This window comes from Pelomonas candidula, from assembly GCF_043555985.1.
GTDB lineage: Bacteria > Pseudomonadota > Gammaproteobacteria > Burkholderiales > Burkholderiaceae_C > Pelomonas > Pelomonas candidula.
The window spans coordinates 74,695-96,479 of record NZ_JBIGIC010000004.1; the positions used below are offsets into that span (position 1 = coordinate 74,695).

The 21,785-nt window shown below is 69.1% G+C and carries 15 protein-coding genes; 5 read left to right on the forward strand and 10 right to left on the reverse strand.

The features are described 5' to 3' along the window. The first annotated feature begins 65 nt into the window (after positions 1 to 65). Positions 66 to 1,178, forward strand: coding sequence for a hypothetical protein (locus tag ACG04R_RS09175; protein ID WP_394408523.1), 1,113 nt, complete (start codon positions 66 to 68; stop codon positions 1,176 to 1,178). Here the strand turns inward: ACG04R_RS09175 and ugpQ are convergent. After that, positions 1,175 to 1,912 carry a glycerophosphodiester phosphodiesterase gene (gene ugpQ / locus ACG04R_RS09180; RefSeq protein ID WP_394408526.1) on the reverse strand — a complete coding sequence of 246 codons (738 nt, stop codon included), beginning with the start codon at positions 1,910 to 1,912 and terminating at the stop codon, positions 1,175 to 1,177. The two genes, ACG04R_RS09175 and ugpQ, sit on opposite strands and share 4 nt — an antisense overlap. Positions 1,913 to 1,973: 61 nt before the next feature. Between ugpQ and ACG04R_RS09185 the strand changes: the two genes are divergently transcribed. Genes ACG04R_RS09185 through ACG04R_RS09195 form a run of 3 tightly spaced genes read left to right on the forward strand, consistent with a single transcriptional unit; the run spans position 1,974 to position 6,408 of the window. Continuing rightward, positions 1,974 to 5,840, forward strand: a complete 3,867-nt coding sequence (locus ACG04R_RS09185) for a DUF3683 domain-containing protein (protein ID WP_394408529.1) — start codon at positions 1,974 to 1,976, stop codon at positions 5,838 to 5,840. Beyond that, the gene (locus ACG04R_RS09190; RefSeq protein WP_394408532.1) at positions 5,837 to 5,977 is read left to right on the forward strand and encodes a DUF3400 domain-containing protein; all 141 of its coding nucleotides are present in this window, start codon (positions 5,837 to 5,839) and stop codon (positions 5,975 to 5,977) included. The genes ACG04R_RS09185 and ACG04R_RS09190 overlap by 4 nt, the downstream gene beginning before the upstream one ends. 29 nt (positions 5,978 to 6,006) lie before the next feature. After that, entirely contained in the window at positions 6,007 to 6,408 is a 402-nt protein-coding gene (locus tag ACG04R_RS09195; protein WP_394408535.1) for an HIT family protein, read from the forward strand. Here ACG04R_RS09195 and ACG04R_RS09200 read toward each other — a convergent pair. The 7 genes from ACG04R_RS09200 to ACG04R_RS09230 form a co-directional block, all read right to left on the reverse strand. Then, positions 6,398 to 6,850: a hypothetical protein gene (locus ACG04R_RS09200; RefSeq protein ID WP_394408538.1), complete on the reverse strand. Its 453-nt coding sequence runs from the start codon at positions 6,848 to 6,850 to the stop codon at positions 6,398 to 6,400. The two genes, ACG04R_RS09195 and ACG04R_RS09200, sit on opposite strands and share 11 nt — an antisense overlap. Before the next feature lie 328 nt (positions 6,851 to 7,178). After that, on the reverse strand, positions 7,179 to 10,358 hold the full coding sequence (locus tag ACG04R_RS09205; RefSeq protein WP_394408541.1) for an efflux RND transporter permease subunit: 3,180 nt from the start codon (positions 10,356 to 10,358) through the stop codon (positions 7,179 to 7,181). After that, complete coding sequence (locus tag ACG04R_RS09210; protein WP_394408544.1) at positions 10,355 to 11,596, reverse strand: efflux RND transporter periplasmic adaptor subunit; 1,242 nt, start codon at positions 11,594 to 11,596, stop codon at positions 10,355 to 10,357. The genes ACG04R_RS09205 and ACG04R_RS09210 overlap by 4 nt, the downstream gene beginning before the upstream one ends. Beyond that, positions 11,593 to 12,825: a TolC family protein gene (locus ACG04R_RS09215; RefSeq protein WP_394408547.1), complete on the reverse strand. Its 1,233-nt coding sequence runs from the start codon at positions 12,823 to 12,825 to the stop codon at positions 11,593 to 11,595. Before ACG04R_RS09215 ends, ACG04R_RS09210 begins: the two co-directional genes overlap by 4 nt. A 77-nt stretch (positions 12,826 to 12,902) precedes the next feature. Further along, positions 12,903 to 13,289, reverse strand: coding sequence for a hypothetical protein (locus ACG04R_RS09220; protein ID WP_394408550.1), 387 nt, complete (start codon positions 13,287 to 13,289; stop codon positions 12,903 to 12,905). Between the two features lie 258 nt (positions 13,290 to 13,547). Then, positions 13,548 to 14,984 carry a S41 family peptidase gene (locus tag ACG04R_RS09225; protein ID WP_394408553.1) on the reverse strand — a complete coding sequence of 479 codons (1,437 nt, stop codon included), beginning with the start codon at positions 14,982 to 14,984 and terminating at the stop codon, positions 13,548 to 13,550. A gap of 202 nt (positions 14,985 to 15,186) precedes the next feature. Next, entirely contained in the window at positions 15,187 to 16,566 is a 1,380-nt protein-coding gene (locus tag ACG04R_RS09230; protein ID WP_394408556.1) for a metallophosphoesterase family protein, read from the reverse strand. 95 nt (positions 16,567 to 16,661) lie between these two features. On the opposite strand from ACG04R_RS09230, the gene pelA reads away from it, so the two are divergent. Continuing rightward, entirely contained in the window at positions 16,662 to 17,948 is a 1,287-nt protein-coding gene (gene pelA / locus ACG04R_RS09235; RefSeq protein ID WP_394408559.1) for a pectate lyase, read from the forward strand. Positions 17,949 to 17,971: 23 nt separating this feature from the next. On the opposite strand, the gene ACG04R_RS09240 is transcribed toward pelA, so the two are convergent. Further along, the gene (locus ACG04R_RS09240; RefSeq protein ID WP_394408562.1) at positions 17,972 to 20,221 is read right to left on the reverse strand and encodes a TonB-dependent receptor; all 2,250 of its coding nucleotides are present in this window, start codon (positions 20,219 to 20,221) and stop codon (positions 17,972 to 17,974) included. A gap of 120 nt (positions 20,222 to 20,341) precedes the next feature. Beyond that, the gene (locus ACG04R_RS09245; protein WP_394408565.1) at positions 20,342 to 21,706 is read right to left on the reverse strand and encodes an MFS transporter; all 1,365 of its coding nucleotides are present in this window, start codon (positions 21,704 to 21,706) and stop codon (positions 20,342 to 20,344) included. Positions 21,707 to 21,785 lie beyond the last annotated feature (79 nt).

Below are 21,785 nucleotides of genomic sequence, written 5' to 3' on the forward strand. Positions count from 1 at the left end.
CTGTCTCGCGCGCGGACCGTGCTCCGGCCTGCGGGGCCGTCCGTCGCGCATGCAACCACGACGGCATGGACGACTCCCTTCACCTCCCCACCGCGGGGGCACGCCGCCCCCGCGGCATCACGCTGCGCGCCCGCTGCGGCCGCTCCCAACGCCGCGTCGCCGACCTCGTCGGCCGCCACGGCCTCGATCCCCACATCCGCATCGACCCCACCGACGCCGGTCTGCAGCTGGCGCTGCGGGACGGTGTGGCCGACGAGCTCACGCCGGGCGGCGACACCCTCGGCCTGGCCGGGCGAATGGCGGCCGCCGACCTCGACCGCGAGATCCTCGTCGCGATGCTGGCCGCGCCGCGCGAGCTCGACTTCCCGAGCGTCGACGAACTCGACTCGGCGCTGCGCATCCGCCGCCACATCGCCGAGGCCGCGGCCCTGACCCAGCTCGCCTTCGATACCGAGGCCGTCGAGCGCCCCGAGGACTGCTGGCGCTACGACGAGGAACACGGCTTCACGCTGCGACCCGGTGTCACGTTGATCGACGCACTGACCAAGGCCACCCAGCCCGGTGTCAGCGGCCGTCGCTACGCCTTCTCGTGCTACCGCGCGACCGAGTACGTGATCCTGCTCGGCCTGGCGCGCGAGCTGGCCGACAGCAACCCGGCGCTGCTGGAGCGGCTGCAGGCGCGCTGGCAGCGCAAGGCCATCATGTCGGGCGCCTTCCACGAGGCCTTCCTGGTCGAGCACGGGTCCATCGAAGCGCCCATGCCGGAGCGCTACTACGTGCCGGGCGACCGGGTCTGGTTCCGCAACCCTGATCCGGTGTCGGCCGACGTGGCCGGCTACGAGGGGTCGTGGGTCATCTACCTCGGTGGTGGCCTGTTCTCGAATTTCTGGGAGCTGGGGGCGCCGTTCACGCTGGAGCGCAAGTGCGTGGAGATCTATCACTGGCGAGACGGTGTGCGGGCCGCGTCCGGCGGCGAGCCGACGATGGACGAGGCGGTCGTCGCGGCGCGCGTGGAGCAGACCCTCGCCGACGCGGCGCTGACCCGCACCATCGTCGAGCGCATGTGGCGGCTGCGCGATCCGCGCGGCGTCTATGCCAGCGGCGGCTGCATCGACGCGTCGCGCGAGTCGACCCGCTTCGTCAGGCCCCAGACTTCGGACATCCGACTGGATGTCTAGCGGCCCGGGCCCAGCGCGTCCACGCGGTCGGTGATGAGGCCGTCGATGCCGTCGGCGATCAGCCGCTCGGCCACCGACGCATCGTTGACCGTGTAGACCAGCGCCCGCCAGCCCCTGGCGTGCAGCCGTTCGATGCGCGCGCGGTCCATCAGCCGCCAGTTCGTGATGACAGCGACCACGCCCAGCGCCTCGGCCGTGTCGGGCCAGCCGTCCCACAACGCGTCCAGCAGCAGCGCGCGGGGCAGCGCGGGGGCGGCGTCGCGGGCGCCTTCGAGCGCCTCGGGCTTGAAGGAGCTAAGCAGCGGCGGGATGGCGGCGCCGGCCCACAGCCGCTCGGCCTCCAGCGCGGCGACCTCGCCGGTCACGCGCTCGAAGCCCGGGCAGGGCTTGATCTCGATGTTGAGCGCGCAGTCGTTGGCCTGGCAGAACGCGGCGATCTGGGTGAGGCGCGGCAGCGGCTCGGCGGTGAACGGCGGGCTGTGCCAGCTGCCGGCGTCCAGCCGGGCCAGCGCCGCCCAGTCGACCCCCGCGGGCGATCCCTGGCCGCTGGTCGTGCGGTCCAGCGTGTCGTCATGCAGCAAAAAGGCTTCGCCGTCGCGGCTGAGCTTCACATCGCATTCGAAGGCTCGGAAGCCGAAACCCGCCCCCAGACGGAACGCCGCCAGCGTGTTCTCCGGGGCGAGCTTGCCGGCGCCGCGATGAGCGAGCCAAAGGGGGTAGGGCCAGGGCTTCATCCAGCGGATTTTGGGGGGAAACCCCCTGCGATACGATCCCAGCCCGCTCCCCTTTTCCTCTATGAACGCCCCGCATCCTCTGATGCCGGCCGCTGCTGAAGCGACCGACACACACGCCGACGCGCCGCGTCTGCGCGAGATTCCGTACAACTACACGTCGTTCTCCGACCGCGAGATCGTCATCCGCCTGCTCGGCTCTCGTGCCTGGCAGCTGCTGGATCAGTTGCGGCTGGAGCGGCGCACGGGTCGATCCGCACGGATGCTGTACGAGGTGCTGGGCGACATCTGGGTGGTGCAGCGCAACCCTTACCTGCAGGACGACCTGCTGGACAACCCCGGCCGCCGCTCGCTGCTGATCGAGGCCCTGCACCACCGACTGGCCGAGGTGCAGAAGCGCCGCGACCCGGCGAGCGACCCGCAGCGCGATGCCGCCGTCGGCGAGCTGCTGACGGCCGCCAAGGCCGCCGTGGCCGAGTTCGCGGCGATGTTCGAGCGCGTGGCCGGTCTGCGCAAGCGCGCGTCCAAGACGCTGGCCAAGCACACCGCCAAGGACAACATCAAGTTCGACGGCCTGTCCCGCGTGTCCCATGTGACCGACGCGACCGACTGGCGCGTGGAGTACCCCTTCGTCGTGCTGACGCCCGACACCGAGGCCGAGATGGCCGGCCTGGTGGGCGCCTGCTTCGAGCTGGGCCTGACCGTCATCCCGCGTGGCGGCGGCACGGGCTACACGGGCGGCGCGGTGCCGCTGGTGTGGAACAGCGCCGTCATCAACACCGAGAAGCTGGAAGCGTTGCGCGGCGTCGAGATGCTCAGGCTGCCGGGCCTGGACCGCGAGGTGCCGACCATCTTCAGCGAGGCCGGTGTCGTCACGCAGCGCGTGGCGGACATGGCCGAGGCCAACGGCTTCGTCTTCGCCGTGGACCCGACTTCAGCCGAGGCCAGCTGCATCGGCGGCAACGTGGCCATGAACGCCGGCGGCAAGAAGGCCGTGCTGTGGGGCACGGCGCTGGACAACCTGGCCAGTTGGCGCATGGTGACGCCCGAGGCCAAGTGGCTGGAGGTGATTCGCCTCAACCACAACCTCGGCAAGATCCACGACGTGGAGGTGGCGAGCTTCGAGCTGCGCTACTTCGATGCCTCCGGCAAGACGCTGGAGAAAACCGAGCGCCTGGACATCCCCGGCCGCGTGTTCCGCAAGGAGGGTCTGGGCAAGGACGTGACGGACAAGTTCCTCGCCGGCCTGCCGGGCATCCAGAAGGAAGGCTGCGACGGCCTCATCACCAGCGCGCGCTGGATCGTGCACCGCATGCCGGCGCACACGCGCACGGTCTGCCTGGAGTTCTTCGGCAACCCGAAGGACTGCGTGCCCAGCATCGTCGACATCAAGGACTACATGTTCTCGATCGCCGATACCGGTGTGCTGCTGGCGGGCCTGGAGCACCTGGACGACCGCTACCTGAAGGCCGTGGGCTACGCGACCAAGAGCAAGCGCGGCGGCTTCCCGAAGATGGTGCTGATCGGCGACATCGTCGGTGACGACGCGGACGCCGTGGCGCGCGCGACGAGCGAGGTCGTGCGCCTGGCCAACGGCCGCTCGGGCGAGGGCTTCATCGCCGTCAGCGCCGACGCACGCAAGAAGTTCTGGCTGGACCGCAAGCGCACCGCCGCGATCAGCAAGCACACGAACGCGTTCAAGGTGAACGAGGACGTGGTGATCCCGCTGCATCGCATGGGCGAGTACACGCTGGGCATCGAGCGCATCAACATCGAGCTGTCGCTGCGCAACAAGCTGGCGCTGGTGGACGCGCTGCAGGCCTTGTTCACGACGGGCAAGCTGCCGCTGGGCAAGAGCGACGACGCTGGCGAGATCCCCAGCGCCGAGCTGCTGGAAGACCGCGTGCAGCAGGCGCTGGCGCTGCTGCGTGAAGTCGGCGGCCTGTGGCAGCAGTGGCTGGACGGGCTGGACGGCGAAGGCTTCTTCGAGCAGCTGCAGACGCACGAGCTGCGCGCGTCGTGGAAGACGCAGATCCTCAAGCCGCTGCAGAACCTGTTCGCCGGCGCGGCCTTCGAGCCGCTGATTGCCGAACTCAAGCGCATCCACAAGGACGTGCTGCGTGGCCGCGTGTGGGTGGCGCTGCACATGCACGCCGGCGACGGCAACGTGCACACCAACATCCCCGTCAACAGCGACAACTACCAGATGCTGCAGACGGCCCACGAGGCCGTGGCGCGCATCATGACGCTGGCGCGCTCGCTGGACGGCGTGATCTCGGGCGAGCACGGCATCGGCATCACGAAGATCGAGTTCCTCAGCGACGCCGAGCTGGCCAACTTCACCGACTACAAGAGAAGAGTCGACCCGGAAGGCCGCTTCAACAAGGGCAAGCTGCTCAAGGATGAGTCGCTGCCGGCCGACCTGCGCAATGCCTACACGCCGTCGTTCGGCCTGATGGGCCACGAGTCGCTCATCATGCAGCAGAGCGATATCGGCGAGATCGCCAACTCGGTGAAGGACTGCCTGCGCTGCGGCAAGTGCAAGCCAGTCTGTGCCACGCATGTACCGCGCGCCAACCTGCTCTACAGCCCGCGCAACAAGATCCTCGCGACGTCGCTGCTGGTCGAGGCCTTCCTGTATGAAGAGCAGACGCGCCGTGGCGTGTCGATCAAGCATTGGGAAGAGTTCGAGGACGTGGCCGACCATTGCACGGTCTGCCACAAGTGCCTGAACCCCTGCCCGGTCAAGATCGACTTCGGCGACGTGACGATGAACATGCGCAACCTGCTGCGCAAGATGGGCAAGAAGACCTGGCGCCCCGGCAACGCGGCGGCCATGTTGATGCTGAACGCGACCAACCCCGAGACCATCAAGCTGGCCCGCACGGCGGTGGTGGGTGTCGGCTACAAGGTGCAGCGCCTGGCCGTGGATCTGTTCAAGCCCGCGGGCCGCAAGCAGTCGAGCGCGCCGCCGGCCACGGTCGGCAGCGCGCCGATCAAGGAACAGGTCATCCACTTCATCAACAAGAAGCTGCCCGGTGGCCTGCCCAAGAAGACGGCGCGCGCGCTGCTGGACATCGAGGACAAGGACTACGTGCCCATCATCCGCCCGCCCGAAAGCGCGAGCGAGACCGAGGCCGTGTTCTATTTCCCCGGCTGCGGCTCCGAGCGGCTGTTCAGCCAGGTGGGCTTGGCCACGCAGGCCATGCTGTGGCACGCCGGCGTGCAGACGGTGCTGCCGCCCGGTTATCTCTGCTGCGGCTACCCGCAGCGTGGTTCGGGCCAGTTCGACAAGGCCGAGAAGATGATCACCGACAACCGGGTGCTCTTCCACCGCGTCGCCAACACGCTGAACTACCTGGACATCAAGACCGTGGTGGTGAGTTGCGGCACCTGCTACGACCAGCTGCAGGGCTACAAGTTCGAGGACATCTTCCCCGGCTGCCGCATCATCGACATCCACGAGTACCTGCTGGAGAAGGGCATCACGCTCGGCTCCAAGACGAGCTACCTGTACCACGACCCCTGCCACACGCCGATGAAGCTGCAGGAGCCGATGAAGACGGTGAAGGCGCTGGTGGGCGAGAACGTCGTGAAGAACGAACGCTGCTGCGGCGAGAGCGGCACGCTGGCCGTCACGCGGCCGGACATCTCGACGCAGGTTCGCTTCCGCAAGGAAGAGGAACTGCGCAAGACCGAGGCCAAGCTGCGCGAGAGCGGCAAGGTCGGCGCCGACGAGAACCTGAAGATCCTCACGTCATGCCCCAGCTGCCTGCAGGGCCTGACCCGCTACGGCAACGACCTGCAGAACGGCCTGCTCGAGGCCGACTACATCGTCGTCGAGATGGCGCGCCAGATCCTCGGCGACAACTGGCTTCCGGACTACGTCAAGAAGGCCAATGAAGGCGGTATCGAAAGGGTGCTGGTATGACCAGAGCCAGTTGCGGCGAGGCTCATGCCCGCCTTGGCGGGCGTGAAGCTGGCGTAGCCAGCAGCCGGAGCCAGAACTGGATGCCGGACTATGTGGCCAAGGCCAATAACGGCGGCATCGAGCGGGTGCTGGTGTGAGCTGTGTGCTGTGCGACAGCGACGGCGGCTTGATCGTCGTTCGTACCGAAAAGTTCCGCGTCATCCGAGTCGTCGATGGCGAGGAGGCGCGGCGCTTCCCGGCGTTCTACCGGCTCATCTGGAACGACCATGTCGCCGAGTTCAGCGATCTGTCGGTCGCAGACCGGCATGCATGCATGGACGCCGTCGCCGAGATCGAGCGCGTGCTGAGATCCCTGCTGCATCCGACCAAGGTCAACCTGGCCGCGCTGGGCAATGTCGTGCCGCATCTGCACTGGCACGTCATTGCCCGCTTCGACTGGGACAGCCACTTCCCCGCGCCCGTCTGGGCCGCAGCCCAGCGCGACGAGGTGCCGGGCGGCGCGGCCGCGCGTCTGGCGCAGCCGCTGGTGGCGGTGGACGCCGCCATCTTGCAGGCGATCAGCCGCTGATGCGGATGCCGCGCGCGCCGGCGGTGCGCGTGGTGTTGTCGTTCACCGGCGCGTCCGGGTCGATGAAGTCGACGCTGAAGCGATAGAGCTGCGTGCCGGCGCTGGCCTGGGCGCAGTTCAGGCGGTTCACGGCGTGGCGCACGCTGCGAGCCACGCTGTAAGAGACGCCCTTGGCGTCGACGGCGTCGACGTGGCCGTTCTCCAGCACGAGTTGCACCTTGACCTCGCCGTAGCGGCCCTCCGTGGCCCAGGTGCGTGCCAGCGCGCCTTGCAGCTGGTCAGCGATGGTGTTGCAGGCGGCATGCACGTCGTAGCGCGGCGTGGCCTCGACGACGCGGCCGTGCACCTCGACGCGCTCCAGCTCGTCTGCCATTGCAGGCCCGGCGGTGAATGCCAGCACGGCAAGGCTTGCGAACAGGCGGGTGGAAGTGATTGCGGACATGACGGACTCCTGGTGTTGCGTTGGGGCTGGAGACGCGGAATTGCGTCGACCTGTGTTCAGGCTAGTTGCGCGGTTATCGATGCCCAACCTGCAAGCGATGAGTTGCTGCCCGCATGCGATGGTCCGCAGAAAAACGCGGCTGAGCTGATTTCGCGCCGCCATCGTCCGTTCACCGTTGCCCATGCCGTTCGTCATGAACTTCTCGTCGGGGCAGGCCCACTCGGGCGGGGGGCGCCTGCGGCTGCAGCGATGTCGGCGTGTCGGGCACGTTGAGCAGCGTGTCTGCTGGCCGCGCCCACCGAATCGGTGTCGACAGTTGGACCGGCGGCTAGCCCCTGTTGGCCGTGCTCGGCGCCTGTTCCGGCTTGGCCTTGATGGCCGTGGCACCTTCAAGGCTTCTCCGGCGAACGAGATACCACGCCGCGGGCATGACCAGCAGGCTCAGCAGCGGCGCGGTCACCATGCCGCCCACCATGGGGGCGGCAATGCGTGTCATGACCTCGGAGCCGGTGCCGTGGCCAAGGAGGATGGGCAGCAGGCCGGCCATCACGACGGCCACGGTCATGGCCTTGGGGCGCACGCGCAGCACCGCGCCCTCGCGGATGGCGGCGAGCAATGTCGCCTCGTTGTCGGGCTCCCCTTCTGCCAGGCGCCGGGACCAGGCGTTCTGCAGGTAGACCAGCATGACGACGCCGAACTCTGCGGCGAGGCCGGCCAGCGCGATGAAGCCCACGGCCGTGGCGACCGAGACGGCATGACCCAGCACCCAGACCAGCCAGAAGCCTCCCACCAGCGAAAACGGCACGGCGGCCATGACGAGGGCCGCATCACCTGCCGAGCGGAACAGCAGGTAGAGCAGCACGAAGATGACGGCCAGCGTGACCGGCACGACGAGCTTGAGCCGTTCGGCGGCGCGCTCCAGGTACTCGAACTGGCCGGACCACGACACGGCATAGCCGGCCGGAACGATCACCTGGGATTGCACGGCAGCCTGCATGTCGCGCACGACGGAGCGCAGGTCGCGGCCTCGCACGTCCACGTAGACCCAGCCGGACAGGCGCGCGTTCTCGCTGCGCAACATGGGCGGCCCGTCCTCGACGGCGACACGGGCCACGTCCTGCAGCAGTACGGTGGCGCCGCGCTCGGTGACGAAGGGGAGCTGGCGCAGGCGCTCCAGCGAGTCGCGGATCTCGCGCGGGTAGCGCAGGTTCACGGGGTAGCGCTCGCGGCCCTGGATGACCTCGCCCACGTTGTCGCCGCCGATGGCGGTCGAGACGACGGCCTGCACGTCGGCGACGGACAGGCCCAAGCGCGCGGCGGCGGCGCGATCCACGTCGACGTCGATATAGCGCCCGCCGGTCAACCGCTCGGCCAGTGCGGACGAGACACCCGGGACACCCTTCACCGCGGCCTCGATCTGCGTCGTGAGCTTGTCCAGCGTTGCCAGGTCGGAGCCGGCGACCTTGATGCCCACGGGGCTCTTGATGCCGGTGGCCAGCATGTCGATGCGGTTGCGGATGGGAGGCACCCAGACGTTGGACAGGCCGGGCACCTTCACCACGCGGTCCAGCTCCTCGACGAGCTGGTCGGGCGTCATGCCCGGGCGCCACTGCTCGCGCGGCTTGAAGCGGATCGTCGTCTCGAACATCTCCACGGGTGCTGGATCGGTGGCTGTGTCGGCGCGGCCCGCCTTGCCGAAGACGCGCTCGACTTCGGGCACGGTCTTGATGAGACGGTCCGTCTGTTGCAGCAGCTCGGCCGCCTTGGCCACCGACAGGCCCGGCAGCGCCGAGGGCATGAAGAGCAGGTCGCCTTCGTCCAGCGGTGGCATGAACTCGCCGCCAATTCGCGCTACCGGGACGACGGTGATGGCCAGCACCAGGGCGGCAGCGAGCAGCGTCGTCTTCGGCCAGTGCAGCACCATCTCCAGCGCCGGCCGGTAGGCGGCCATCAGCAGGCGGTTGACCGGGTTGGCCGTTTCCCTGGGGATGCGGCCGCGGATGAGGTAGCCCATCAGCACCGGCACGAGGGTCACGGACAGGCCCGCCGCCGCCGCCATCGCATAGGTCTTGGTGAAGGCAAGTGGCGCGAACAGCCGCCCCTCCTGCGCCTCCAGCGTGAACACCGGCAGGAAGGACAGCGTGATGACGAGCAGCGAGAAGAAGAGTGCCGGCCCCACCTCCACGGCGGCCTGGGCGATCAGCTCCCAGCGCTCGGCCAGCGTCGGCATGCGGCCCTGCCGTTCCCCGAAATGCTCCAGGTGCTTGTGCGCCGCCTCCACCAGCACGACGGAGGCGTCCACCATGGCCCCCAGGGCGATGGCCACGCCGCCCAGCGACAGGATGTTGGCGCTGACGCCCTGCGCGTGCATGACGATGAAGGCTGCAAGCACGCCGACCGGCAGGGTGACGACGGCGACCAACGCCGAGCGCAGGTGGAACAGGAACACCGCGCAGACGATGGCGACGACGATGAACTCCTCGGCCAGCTTGAGCTTGAGGTTGTCCAAGGCGCGGTCGATGAGCTGCGAGCGGTCGTAGGTCTCGACGATCTCCACGCCCTTCGGCAGGCTGGACTTCAGGGCTTCCAGCTTCGCCTTCACGGCGGCAATCACGGAGCGCGCGTTCTTGCCCGAGCGCATCACCACGACGCCGCCCGTCACCTCGCCTTCGCCATCCAGCTCGGCCACGCCGCGGCGCATCTCGGGCCCCCACTGAACGCGGGCTACATCGCGCAGCAGCACGGGCGTGGCGCCGGTCACTGCGATGGGGAGGCCCCGAAAGTCCTCCAGCGATTTCAGGAAACCGCGCGAGCGAACCATGTACTCGGTCTCGGCCATCTCCACGACCGAGCCACCCGAGGACTGGTTGCCCTGGCGCAGCGCCTCGGCCACACGGGCCTGCGTGACGCCCAGTGCTCGCATGCGGTCAGGGTCCAGCACCACCTGGACCTGCTTGACCATGCCGCCGATGCTGGCGACCTCGGCCACGTCGGACACGGTCTTCAGCTCGAACTTCAGGAACCAGTCATTCAGTGCGCGCAACTGGCCGATGTCGGTGTGCCCGGTGCGGTCCACGAGGGCATATTCGTAGACCCAGCCAACACCGGTCGCATCGGGCCCGAGGGCTGCGGTGGCGCCGGCCGGCAACCGGCCCTGCACCTGGTTCAGCGACTCGACGACACGCGAGCGCGCCCAATAGGGATCGGTCCTGTCGTCGAACAGCACGTAGACGAAGGAGTCGCCGAAGAAGGAATAGCCACGCACCGTCTTCGCGCCGGGGACGCTGAGCAGCGTCGTGGTGAGGGGATAGGTGACGAGGTCTTCCACCACCTGCGGCGGTTTGCCGGGGTAGGTGGTGCGCACGATGACCTGGGTGTCGGACAGGTCGGGCAGTGCGTCGACAGGCGTGCGAGCGGCCGACCACAGGCCCGTCGCGACGAGGAACGCCGTGGCGATCAGCACCAGAATGCGGTTGGACACGGACCATCGGATCAGGGCGGCGATCACTGCGCACTCTCCTTCGGCATGGACGCGGCCGGGGGCGCGGACAGGGCGCCGAGGGCGGACTTCAGTCGCGCCTCCGAGTCAACCAGGAACTGGCCGCTGGTGACCACCCGCTCGCCTTCGACCAGGCCTTGCAGCACTTCGACGTCGTCGCCCAGCTCGGCACCCAGCTTGAGCTCGCGTGGCTCGAAGCCGCCGCCATCGCGGCGCACCAGGGCGACGGCCCGCGTGCCGGTGCGGATGACGGCCTCGGCCGGCACCACCAGTCGCGTGGCCTGCGCCTCGTGCAGCTGAAGGCGCAGCAGCATGCCGGGCAGCAGCCGGCCGTCGCGGTTGTCCACCTCGAAGCGGGCCTGCAGCGTGCGCGTCGCAGCGCTCACCTGCGGCAGGATCTCCCTCAGCTCGCCGTCGAAAGTACGCGAGGCATCCGCCTGAAGCGTAGCGCTCACCTTCTGGCCGCGCCTGAGGTTCAGGGCCTGCGCCTCGGGCACGTCGACCACGGCCCAGACCTTGCTCAGCCCGGCAATGCGGAACAGCGTCATGCCCGGCGTGACGGCCATGCCCTCGCGCACACCCAGCTCCGCGACGACGCCGCCCAGCGGCGCATTCAGCGTGTAGCGAGCCTGGGCGGTGCCGGCCGCTTCGCTCTGCTGCACCAGTGCGTCGGGCACGGACAGGGCGCGCAGGCGCTCGCGGGCGGCAGCCACCAGCTCCGGCGCGGCGCCGCTGCGCTTCAAGGCCAGCCACTCGTTCAGCGGTGCAAGCCAGTCGGGCGCATAGACGGTGGCCAGCGGCTGGCCGACACGCACCGTCTCCGCCGGCGCGCGCACGGCCAGACGTTCGATGTAGCCGGCCACGCGCGTCTGCACGGCAGCGGTCAGCCGCTCGTCGAACTGGACGCTGCCCACCGCGTCAAAGCTGGAGGCGACCTGGGCGTGGCGAACAGCAGCGGTGCGAATGCCGAGGTTCTGCTGCACCGTGGCGCTGACCTTCACGCCACCATCCGCGCCACCTTCGTCCGCGTAGACCGGCACCAGCTGCATGTCCATGAAGGGCGACTTGCCGGGCTTGTCGAAGCGTGGGCCGGGCACCATCGGGTCGTGCCAGTACAACGGCTTGCGGTCGGTGGCGGCACCTGTTGCGACGGTTGCAGCTTGGCTCGCGCGGCCGACGTAGTAGCCGCTCGCGGCGAGCAGTGCGCCGGTGGCGACGGCAGCGAGGATGAATGGGGCGTGCTTCACAGGACACTTCCTTCGGCAAGGGGTTTGAAGGTGAGCTGGGCCTGGATGCGCGCGAGTTCACGTTGCAGGGCGAGGTGCTTGCGTTCGGCTTCCAATGCTTGACGGCGGGCCTCGAAGACGGCGCTCAAGGGCGCCTGGTTGCTGCGATACCCGGCCAACAACGCTTCCGTGCGCTGGCGCGCCGGGATGGTGACGGCGGTCTCGAAACGGACGACGCGTTGTGCCTGGCGCTCGGCATCACCCGACAGTGCCTGGTACTCGGCCGTCGCGGCGCGGGTCGCCTCCGCCAGCTCGGCCTCGGCCTTGTCCACGAGGGCCAGGCGTGCCGCCGTCTCGCGGTCCTGCCGCTGCGACGGCGCGATCTGCAGCGGGATGCTGACGCCGATCGACACCATGTCCGAATAGCCGGTGCGCTGGCCATAGGAGACCGCCCAGGTCCAGTTGGCGTGGCGCTCCTGAGCGGCGACGGTCGCGTTGCCGCGTGCCACCTCCACGTTGCGCCTCGTCACGGCCACCTCGGGATGGCGAGCCACATAGTCGGCCTCGGTCGGCATGACGAAGACAGGCCCCGTGGCCAGTGCGTCTGGCCGGTAGCCTGCCCAGCGCTGCAACGAGGCGAAGGCTAAGGCCTGCCGCTGGCGGGCCTCGGCGCTGTCGTCCTCGGCCATGCCTTGGGCCGCAGCCAGCTGCAGCATGTCGGCGCTGCCTCCCCCGGCTGCAGCCAGACGGGCACGGGCGGTGTCGAGCTCCTCGCGCAGATGGTGCTCGGCCTGCGTGGTGAGCTTCAAGGCTTCGCCGGCATACCAGGCGTCGACATAGGCCATGGCCGCCTGCAATCTGGCCTCGGCTTGGGCGGCAGCCGCTTGCGCCTCTTCGACGCCGGCCATCGCGCGTGCAGCAGCCTCGCGCGCGGCGCGCTTGTCGGCGGACACCCATTCCTGGCTGAAGCCGACGCGCTTGGTCGTCATCGATTCGCGATTCGTGCTCAGCCTGTCTGGGCCGGTGACAGGCAGGTTGTCGATGCCGGCGCTGAACACCGGGTCGGGCAACTGGCTGGCGGCGCGGGACGATTCGGCGGCGCTCATGGCGGCAGCATGGCGGGCGCGAGCGGCCTCGGATCGTTGGGCGGCCAGGCGGATAGCCTGGTCGAAGGACAGCGGCTCAGCGCCGACGAGGGCGGGCAGCCATGCGGCCGCCACGGCGGCGGCGCACAAAAGGAATCTGGACATGGGAACTCCGAAGACGAGCGGGAGCGTTGCTGGCATGCGGACAAGCCGCGGCAGCGCCGGTCAGTCGACGGAGCAGGTCAGACGCGGAGTCTGAGCGTGGAGAGGAACAGCGGGTCAGGAGGCGGCTGGGCCTCGCGGGTGGCGGCCGGAGGTACCGCCGTCTGCGCCGCCTCGGCCTGGAGTGCTAGCGGCAGTTCCAGTACCTGAACGAGCGCAGGCAACGAGGCGACAGGCAGTTTCGCCGCCTCAAAGCTCTGGCCCGGATCGGCCGCATGCAAGTGGCACAGGGCTGGCTGCCGGTCGTCCATGCGGTCGCAGGGCTGGCCAGCGGCCATCATCTTCGCCATGGCCTGTCCATCCGCCTGCGCAGGGCAGACGTACGCAGCCAACGCCAACTGCGAGAACAGCAGCGACAACACCACCATGAAGGCGGTGCCGAGACGGTGCAGGCGTTGGCGGGACATCGCGAGCCAGTCTAGCGCGTACGAAGTGGAGCGCTTCCGGCATCGAGGAGATCCGTTGAGCCAAGTCAGACGAACGCGCCGAAGGCCGCCACCGCGGCAAATCCTCGCGCTTGCCCGCCAGGGCGCCACCCGGCCAGGCGCATGGAGCGGTCGGGGTTCAGGTGGCGGCCCGAGGTGCACGGAAGCGCCGGCGCACGCACAAAACAAAACAAAACAGGCCTCCCGGGGGAGGCCTGTCCATGTGCGAGGCAGCCCGGCTTATTCGCCCGGCTTGGCTTCGGCCTTGCGCTCCAGCGGCGCCTTGGATGCGATGACTGGCTGGCCCTTGAGCTTGTTCAGGGCCTGCACCAGCGGGAAGTCCTCGGCCGAGCCGAACTCGGGCAGCGGCTTGGGCGGCTCGGCGCGCTTGGCGTACTCGGCCTCCAACTTCTGGCGGGCTTCCTCGCGGGCCTTCTGGCGCGCTTCGGTGTCTTCCTCGGGGCCGTTGTTCAGATGCTTCTCGAGATCGGCTTCGCGGGTGCGCAGCGCGGCGAAGACGTTGCCTTCGGCGGTCTCGTCCAGCGCGACGTCGGGGACGATGCCCTTGGCCTGGATGGAGCGGCCGCTCGGCGTGTAGTAGCGCGCCGTGGTGATCTTGATTGCCGTCTCCGGGCCCAGCTGGCGCACGGTCTGCACCGAGCCCTTGCCGAAGGTCTGGGCGCCCATGATGATGGCGCGGTGGTGGTCCTGCAGCGCGCCGGCGACGATCTCGCTGGCGCTGGCCGAGCCTTCGTTCACCAGCACCACCAGCGGCACGTTCTTCAACGCGGCGGGAAGGCGCTTGAGCGGGTCGTCACCGCCGCGGCGGCGGTAATCGTCCGGGTTGGCCTTGTAGCTCGCCTTGGACTCGGGGATCTGGCCGTTGGTCGACACGACCTCGACGTCCTTGGGCAGGAAGGCGGACGAGATGGCGACGGCGCCGTCCAGCAGGCCGCCCGGGTCGTTGCGCAGGTCCAGCACGAGGCCCTTCAGGTGGGGCTCCTGCTTGTAGATCTCTTCGAGCTTCTTGGCGAAGTCGTCGACCGTGCGGTCCTGGAACTGGCTGACGCGCAGCCAGGCGTAGCCGGGCTCCATGACCTTGGCACGCACGCTCTGGACCTTGATCTCCTCGCGGGTGATGGTCACGGGGAAGGTGCGGTTCTCGGCCTTGCGGTAGATCGTCAGGCTGACCTTGGTGGCCGGGTCGCCGCGCATCTTCTTGACGGCCTGGTCGATGGACATGCCGCGCACGGCGGTGTCGTCGATGCGGCTGATCAGGTCACCGCTCTTCAGGCCGGCGCGGAAGGCGGGCGAGCCTTCGATGGGGGAGACGATCTTGACCAGGCCGTCTTCCATGCCGATCTCGATGCCCACGCCGACGAACTTGCCGGACGTGCCTTCGCGGAATTCCTTGAAGCTCTTCTTGTCGAAGAACTGCGAGTGCGGGTCCAGGCCGGCCACCATGCCGCCGATGGCGTCGTTGATGAGTTTTTTCTCGTCGACGGGCTCGACGTACTCCGCCTTGACGAGGCCGAAGACCGCAGCCAACTGCTGCATTTCGTCCAGGGGCAGGGGGGACAGGGCGCTGCGCGCGTTGGCCTGCAGCTGCATCGTGGTCAGTGCACCCGCGACGGCACCGAGGGCAACCCAACCGGCGACTTTCAATTTGGAGCTCATGAGGCCGAGTCCTCTATCAACGTGATCCTGCAAAAACAGCTTGACAGGTGGGCCAAGTGTAGCCCTGGGGGGTAGAGGCGACGCCCGATTTACCCCACAGAAACCCTTCAAATCGGGCTCGGAGTGATGAATTACGCGGGCGTTACTTCCCGGGAACGAAGCGGGCGCCGGTGCCGGAGGGCAGGGCGGGCGCGGCCCCCTTTCAGCAGCGCAGCTTCTGCCCGGCCAGCGAGCAGGTGGCCAGCGGCTGGCCCAGCGTGTCGAAGGCCTGCACGCGCCAGCCCTGAGGCGTGGCGGTCAGCAGCGTGAAGCCGAAGTCGGTGTGGCTCTCGAAGGTTTCCAGCCGCGCGCCGGGCAGCGGCTCGGTCTTCAGTGCGGCGGCGGCGTTGAGGCGGCCGGACGCGGCCGAGCCGCCGTTGCCGATGACGAGGCTGGCCGGCTGGTTGCTCGCGAAGCCCAGCGCCTGGTGGATGTGGATGTGCCCGGCCAGCGTGGCCTGCACGCCGGGCGGGAACAGGCGCGCACCGAAGGCCTCCTGCAGCAGCGGTGTCAGGCCGGAGTGGCCCTGGCCGGGCTGGCCGCTCGCGCTGGGGCTGAAGGCCAGGCTGGGGTGGTGGCTCAGGAACAGGCTTTGCGCGCGGTTGCCGGCCAGGTCGGCGACAACGTCCAGCTGCCGGCGCCAGTGCGCCCAGGCGGCGGAATCGGGCGGCGGCGCGGCGCTGCCGACCTCCGACGTGTCGAAGACGATGAGCTGGCTGCGCGGCGACAGCGGTACCGGGAAGGGCGTCGTGAAGTCGCCGTCGTTGATGCCCTCGGCGGCCGAGGCGCAGGCGCGTGCGGGGCCGGTCTCGGCATCCAGGTAGCGTAGCCAGCCCTGGCCGGCTCGCGCACAGGCCTCGTGGTTGCCGCGCACGAAGACCCAGGGCACCGCAGCCAGCAGCGCCCTGGCGGGCTGGAAGAAGTCGGCCTGCCAGGTGTCGTCGCCATAGCCCCAGGGGCTGCTGGCGCAGCTGCCCATGCCGGCTGGGCAGGGGCTCTCGCGGTAGAGGTAGTCGCCAACGTGGATGACGAGGTCGGGCTTGAGCGCCAGGGCCCGCGCCAGCACGCGCGGGAAGGGCCAGCCGGACGCGTCGTTGCAGGGCTGGAAGGCTTTGCCGGAGGCCTTCAGGCGGCAGCCGGTGTCGCCCATGACGACGATGCGGCGCATCTCGGCGGCCGGTGCGTGCAGCGTGACGCCGCCGACCTGCACGCTGGCGGCGCCGGCCGGCCAGGGTGCCTCGCAGGCGCGCAGCGTGAAGTCCGTCGGCTTGTGCTGCGGTTGCGTGTTGCCGGGCGGCGGGGGCTGCTCGCCGGGGGCGGCGCGCTCCTGCATCGCGACGAGGCTGCTGCCCCAGCGCAGCGAGGGGCAGGCTTCGCCCGTCAGCGCGCGCACGACCCAGCCAGGGCCGGTCGCGGCCTGCACCCAGGCCTGCTGCAGGCCCACGGGCGCGGGCGCCTGCGCGGCAGGTGGCGGCTGGTTTGCACAGCCGGCCAGCGCAGTCAGGGCGGCCAGCCAGGAGAAGAAACGCGCGCGATGAATCATGTGTTGATCAACAGTGTGAGCGGCGCCAGATTAGCGCCCTCGTGGCGGAGCGGAGCCGGTAGATTGCCGGCCACCCCCAAACTTCGGCGTTCGTCATGCCTGCTGTCCGTCGTCTGACCCTGCTCGCCCTGGCCCTCTCGTCGTCGGCGTTCGCCGCGCGGATCGGCACCATCCCGCCGGCCGAGGCGCTGACGGCCCAGCGCGTCGCCGCATTGCCGGCCGCCGAGCGTGCACCCTGGGCCGCCTACCTGGCTCGCTCCGACGCTCAGCGCGCCGCCGATCGTGCCGCGCTGGCCGCCGAGCGCCAGGGCCTGACAACGCTGCCGCCGACGCCCGCGGGTGGCCACAGCGAAGGCAGCATGCCGCTGGACAAGCCGGCCGCCTGGTACGCCAGCGAGCCGGCGCTGCGCGTGGCCCGCAACATCCTCAGCTTCCAGACGCCGGCCGGCGGCTGGGGCAAGAACCAGCCACGCGACGCCGCGCCGCGCGAGCGCGGCCAAGCCTACGTTGCCGACAACAACCTCAAGAAGCCCACGCCCGACGACTTCGATCTGGCGAAGGACCCGCAGTGGAGCTACGTCGGCACCATCGACAACGACGCGACGATCACCGAGATCCGCTTCCTCGCCCGCGTGGCCGCGCAGCAGCCCGGTGATGCCGGCGAGCCCTACCGCCAGAGCGCGCAGCGCGGCCTGGCCTACCTGCTGGCGGCGCAGTTCCCGAACGGCGGCTGGCCGCAGGTGTGGCCGCTGCAGGGCGGGTACCACGACGCGATCACGCTGAACGACAACGCCGTCGTCGAGGTGGCCGAATTGATGGGCATGGTGGTGCACGGCGAGGCGGATCTGGGCTTCGTGCCGCCTGCGCTGAAGACCGCGGCTGCGGTGGCCGAGGAGCGCGCCGTGCAACTGCTGCTGGCGACGCAGGTCCGCATCGACGGCAAGCCCGCGCTGTGGGCGCAGCAGCATGACGCGCTGACGCTGGCGCCGACCTCGGCACGCAACTACGAGCCGCCGGCGCTGTGCAGCGGCGAGAGCGCCCGCGCGCTGGGCTACCTGATGAGTGTGCCGAATCCGTCGCCTGCCGTGGTGGACGCGGTGAAGGGCGGCATCGCGATGCTGAAGTCGCTGGCCGTGCGCGACGTCGCCTTCGTCAGGGTGGACGACGCGCGCCGGCTGGTGGCCAAGCCGGGTGCCGGCCCGCTGTGGGCGCGCTACTACGACGCGACCACGCTCAAGCCCGTGTTCGGCGACCGCGACAAGAGCCTGCACGATGACGTCAACGACCTCAGCGCCGAGCGCCGCAACGGCTATGCCTGGTGGGGCACCTGGCCGATGAAGACGCTGGCGGCCTACGACGCCTGGGCGGCCAGGCATCCCTGACCGCCCGGGCCGGCGGGCTGCGATCAGAACTCCGCCTTGGCCGACAGCTGCCAGCTGCGCGGTGCCTGGAAGGTGTACTGGTCGTACTTGGCGACCTTGGCGGGGCTGATCGACGTCACGTCCTGCTTGTTCATCAGGTTGAAGACGTTGAGCTGCAGCTTCAGCCCGCGCACGCCCCAGCCCAGGCCGGTGAAGCGGTAGGAGAGGCTCAGGTCGGTGTTGGTCGTCGCGGCGATGCGGTAGGTGTCGTACGCGGCCGGGTTGGTCGCGTCGTAGTCCTGCTGGTAGCTGCGGCCGGTGCGCTTGAAGATCAGCGAGGCGCCCCAGGGACCGCTGTTGTACAGGGCGCCCAGCGCCGCCGTCGAGTCGGGCGCGCCGGAGATGGTCTTGCCCGTGTCGTTGGCGGTGGCCTTGTTGATGGAGCCGTTCACGTAGGCCGCGATGCCGTTGCCGATCAGCCAGGTCGCCTGGCCTTCCACGCCCTTGTAGACCGCGCCGCCGATGTTCACGTAGGCCGCCGCCGTGCCGCCCAGGCCGTTGGAGACGTACTTGTTCGTGAAGTCGATCTTGTAGAGGTCGGCGTCCCAGGTCAGCGCGGCGCTCTTGCCGACGATGCCGAGCTGGTAGTTGGTGGACTTCTGCGGGTCGCTGCTGTTCTTGGTCGGGTCGGCGATGTAGAAGGACTTCAGGTCGGGGATCTGGAAGCCCTTGGCGACCTGCGCGTAGGCGGCCAGCCCGCTGCCCAGCTGCTGGTTCAGCGTCAGGAACGGCAGGTTGGCCGTGTAGTTCATGCTGGCGTTCTGCGGCACGCGCGTCGTCTGGTTGACGAGGGCGCTGACCGAACGCGTGATGTCCGCGTGCTTGAAGCCCGGCGTGACGGTGGTGCCCTGCAGCGGCTCCCACTCGAATTCGACATAGGGCTGGAAGGACGAGATCTTGGACTGCTGGTCGAACAGCACGCTGGGGTTCTGCACCGGCGTGGGCTTGGTCTCGCGCGGGTCGCGCACGCCCAGTGTCAGGTCGAGGTCGTACTGGTGGCGGTCGGTGTCCGAGCTCTCCACCCAGGCGCCGGCGCGCAGCAGGCCGGCGTCGAGCTGCGTCTCGGTGCGGAAGATGCCGCCGGTGACGCGGTACTTGTTCTGCTTGTCGATGCCGGGGATGTCGGTGTTGCCCTTGGGGCCGGCCTTGGTGCCGGGCGCGGTGGCGCCGGTCGGGTCGGTCGACGAGATGGTCTGGTTGTCGTAGCTGTAGGTGTAGACCTGGGCTTCGCTCGAGAAGGTGGTCGACCAGCGCGAGCGCAGGCGCAGGTACTCGAAATCCGTCGCCTTGGCCGTGTGGTTGAAGCCGGTGTAGTTGAAGCTGGTCGGGTCGTCGTTGAGGCTGTAGTTCTTGCCGTATTGCGCGACCTGGTCCAGCGTCGGGCCCTTGCTGTTGTCGGGCTGCACGTAGCGGATGCGGTTGATGGACGCGAAGCCGGTCAGTGTGTGGCGCTCCGACAGCGGCAGGTCCACCTTCAGCGTCACGTTGTTGCTGCCGATGTGGTTGCCGGTCAGGTAGCCGTCGGAGGACAGGCGCTGCACATTGAGCTGCACCGTGGCCTTGTTGAACTGGGCCAGCTGGCCGCTCTCCAGCGAGACGCCGACGAGGCGCGTGTTCCACGTGCCGAAGGAGGTGAACACGCTGCCGCCCGCTTCCTTGTTCGCCTGTTTGGAGAACAGGTTCAGCGAGCCGCCGAAGGTGGCGAAGCCGAGGTTGCTGGCATTGCCCGGGCCGCGTTCGACGACCGCGCCACCGATGACGGCGCCGGGGAAGAAGGACGTGGAGTGGTGGGCGGGGTTGTTGGTGTCACCCCAGGGAATGCCGTCGAAGGTGATGTTGTACTGGTCGTCGCTGAAGCCGCGCAGCGTCGTCTTCGTCTCCGACAGGCCGGGGCCGTTGGCTGAGTCGCCCGACACGCTGGGGGCGATGGCGACGATGCGGCTGTACTCGGCCGTGGGCGCGACCGACTGCTCGATGAACTCGCGCGTGATGACCGACTGCGGCTGCGTGGCCGTCAGGCTGGCCTGCGTGGGCGCCACGGCCGAGGCGGTGTTCTTTTCCTTGCGGTAGGCGCCGGACTGGGCCGACACCGTGACCGGGTCCAGCGTGACGACGTCGGCGCCCGGCTTGGCCTCGTCGGCAGCCTGGGCGCCGAGCGACAGCGCGAGGCCCGCAAGGGCGAGGCCGTGGCTGAGGGGAAGGAGGGCGAGGGAAGTCTTGGGGCGCTGGCTCATGGGGAGGCTTTTCAAGCGGCGGCGTGCCGTGTTCAAAAAGCCTCGCAGGCTAGAAACGCCGCATGAAAACCCCGTGACGGGCGCTGTCGCCAGCCTTGCGGTGTGGTGCGCGCCCCGCGCCTACTTTCGCAGCTCGAAGCGCTTGATGTCGCCCACGACGAAGAGATAGCAGCACACGGCCAGCAGCGCGTTCGCGGCGACGAACACCAGCGCCGCGTTGAACGAGCCCGTGCCCTTGACCAGGTAGCCGATGACGATGGGCGTCGTGATGCCGGCCGTGTTGCCGAAGGTGTTGAACAGCGCGCCGGACAAGCCCGAGATCTCCTTGGGTGAGGTGTCCGACACGACGGCCCAGCCCAGAGCGCCCAGGCCCTTGCCGAAGAAGGCCAGCGACATGATGGCCACGACGACGGCGGCGCTGTCGACGTAGTTGCACAGGATCATGCTGGTGGACAGCAGCATGCCGATGACGATGGGCGTCTTGCGCGCGAAGGTCAGGCTCTTGCCGCGGCGCAGCAGGCCGTCGGAGATCAGCCCGCCCAGCACGCCGCCGGCGAAGCCGCAGATGGCCGGCAGTGCCGCGACGAAGCCGGCGTTCAGGATGGACATGCCGCGTTCCTTGACGAGGTAGACGGGGAACCAGGTCAGGAAGAAGTAGGTCAGCGTCGTGATGCAGTACTGGCCCACGTAGACGCCCATCAGCATGCGGTTGGACAGCAGCTGCTTGATGTAGCCCAGGCGCGGTGCGTTGGGCGCGAAGCTGCGGCTCTGCGTGCCGGGCTCGTCCATGTTGACCAGCGCGCCGCCGGCGGCGAGGTAGTCCAGTTCGGCCTGGTTGACGCTGGGGTGGGTGCGCGGCGTGAAGACGGTCTTCAGCCACACGATGCTGAACGCCACGCCCAGCGCGCCCATGACGACGAAGACGGCCGGCCAGCCGTAGCTGTGCGTGATCCAGCCCATCAGCGGCGCGAACAGCACGGTGGCGAAGTACTGGGCCGAGTTGAAGATGGCCGAGGCCGTGCCGCGCTCGTTGGCCGGGAACCAGCTCGCGACGATGCGGCCGTTGGCCGGGAAGGACGGCGCCTCCGCCGCGCCGACGAGGAAGCGCAGTGCGAACAGCGTCACCACCGCCGTGCCGACGGTGGCCGTCAGGAAGGTGATGCCGCCCTGCAGCAGCGTGAAGACGGACCACAGCAGGATGCTGCCGGCGTAGACGCTCTTGGAGCCGAAGCGGTCCAGCAGCCAGCCGCCGGGCAGCTGCGCGATGACGTAGGACCAGCCGAAGGCCGAGAAGATGTAGCCCATCGTCACGGCATCGATGCCCAGCTCCTTGGACAGCGCCGGGCCGGCGATGGACAGCGTGGCGCGGTCGGCGTAGTTGATCGTCGTCACGATGAAGAGCATCGCGAGGATGACGTAGCGCTTCTTCGTGCGGGCAGCGCTGCTGCTGGCGGATTGGGCCAGCGAGGCGGTGGTGGTGTTCATCGGGTGTCTCCGGGGCGATGCGGCGGCGCCGCCTTCTGCGGGCGGGTCCGCCGGGATGGTGGGCGGGCCTGGCGAATCA

Coding starts and splice junctions, on each gene's coding strand:
- ACG04R_RS09190 (WP_394408532.1), top strand. CDS start 5,837: ATGACCAGAGCCAGTTGCGGCGAGGCTCATGCCCGCCTTGGCGGGCGT.
- ACG04R_RS09185 (WP_394408529.1), top strand. CDS start 1,974: ATGAACGCCCCGCATCCTCTGATGCCGGCCGCTGCTGAAGCGACCGAC.
- ACG04R_RS09245 (WP_394408565.1), bottom strand. CDS start 21,706: ATGAACACCACCACCGCCTCGCTGGCCCAATCCGCCAGCAGCAGCGCT.
- ACG04R_RS09215 (WP_394408547.1), bottom strand. CDS start 12,825: ATGTCCAGATTCCTTTTGTGCGCCGCCGCCGTGGCGGCCGCATGGCTG.
- pelA (WP_394408559.1), top strand. CDS start 16,662: ATGCCTGCTGTCCGTCGTCTGACCCTGCTCGCCCTGGCCCTCTCGTCG.
- ACG04R_RS09220 (WP_394408550.1), bottom strand. CDS start 13,289: ATGTCCCGCCAACGCCTGCACCGTCTCGGCACCGCCTTCATGGTGGTG.
- ACG04R_RS09175 (WP_394408523.1), top strand. CDS start 66: ATGGACGACTCCCTTCACCTCCCCACCGCGGGGGCACGCCGCCCCCGC.
- ugpQ (WP_394408526.1), bottom strand. CDS start 1,912: ATGAAGCCCTGGCCCTACCCCCTTTGGCTCGCTCATCGCGGCGCCGGC.
- ACG04R_RS09225 (WP_394408553.1), bottom strand. CDS start 14,984: ATGAGCTCCAAATTGAAAGTCGCCGGTTGGGTTGCCCTCGGTGCCGTC.
- ACG04R_RS09240 (WP_394408562.1), bottom strand. CDS start 20,221: ATGAGCCAGCGCCCCAAGACTTCCCTCGCCCTCCTTCCCCTCAGCCAC.
- ACG04R_RS09200 (WP_394408538.1), bottom strand. CDS start 6,850: ATGTCCGCAATCACTTCCACCCGCCTGTTCGCAAGCCTTGCCGTGCTG.
- ACG04R_RS09230 (WP_394408556.1), bottom strand. CDS start 16,566: ATGATTCATCGCGCGCGTTTCTTCTCCTGGCTGGCCGCCCTGACTGCG.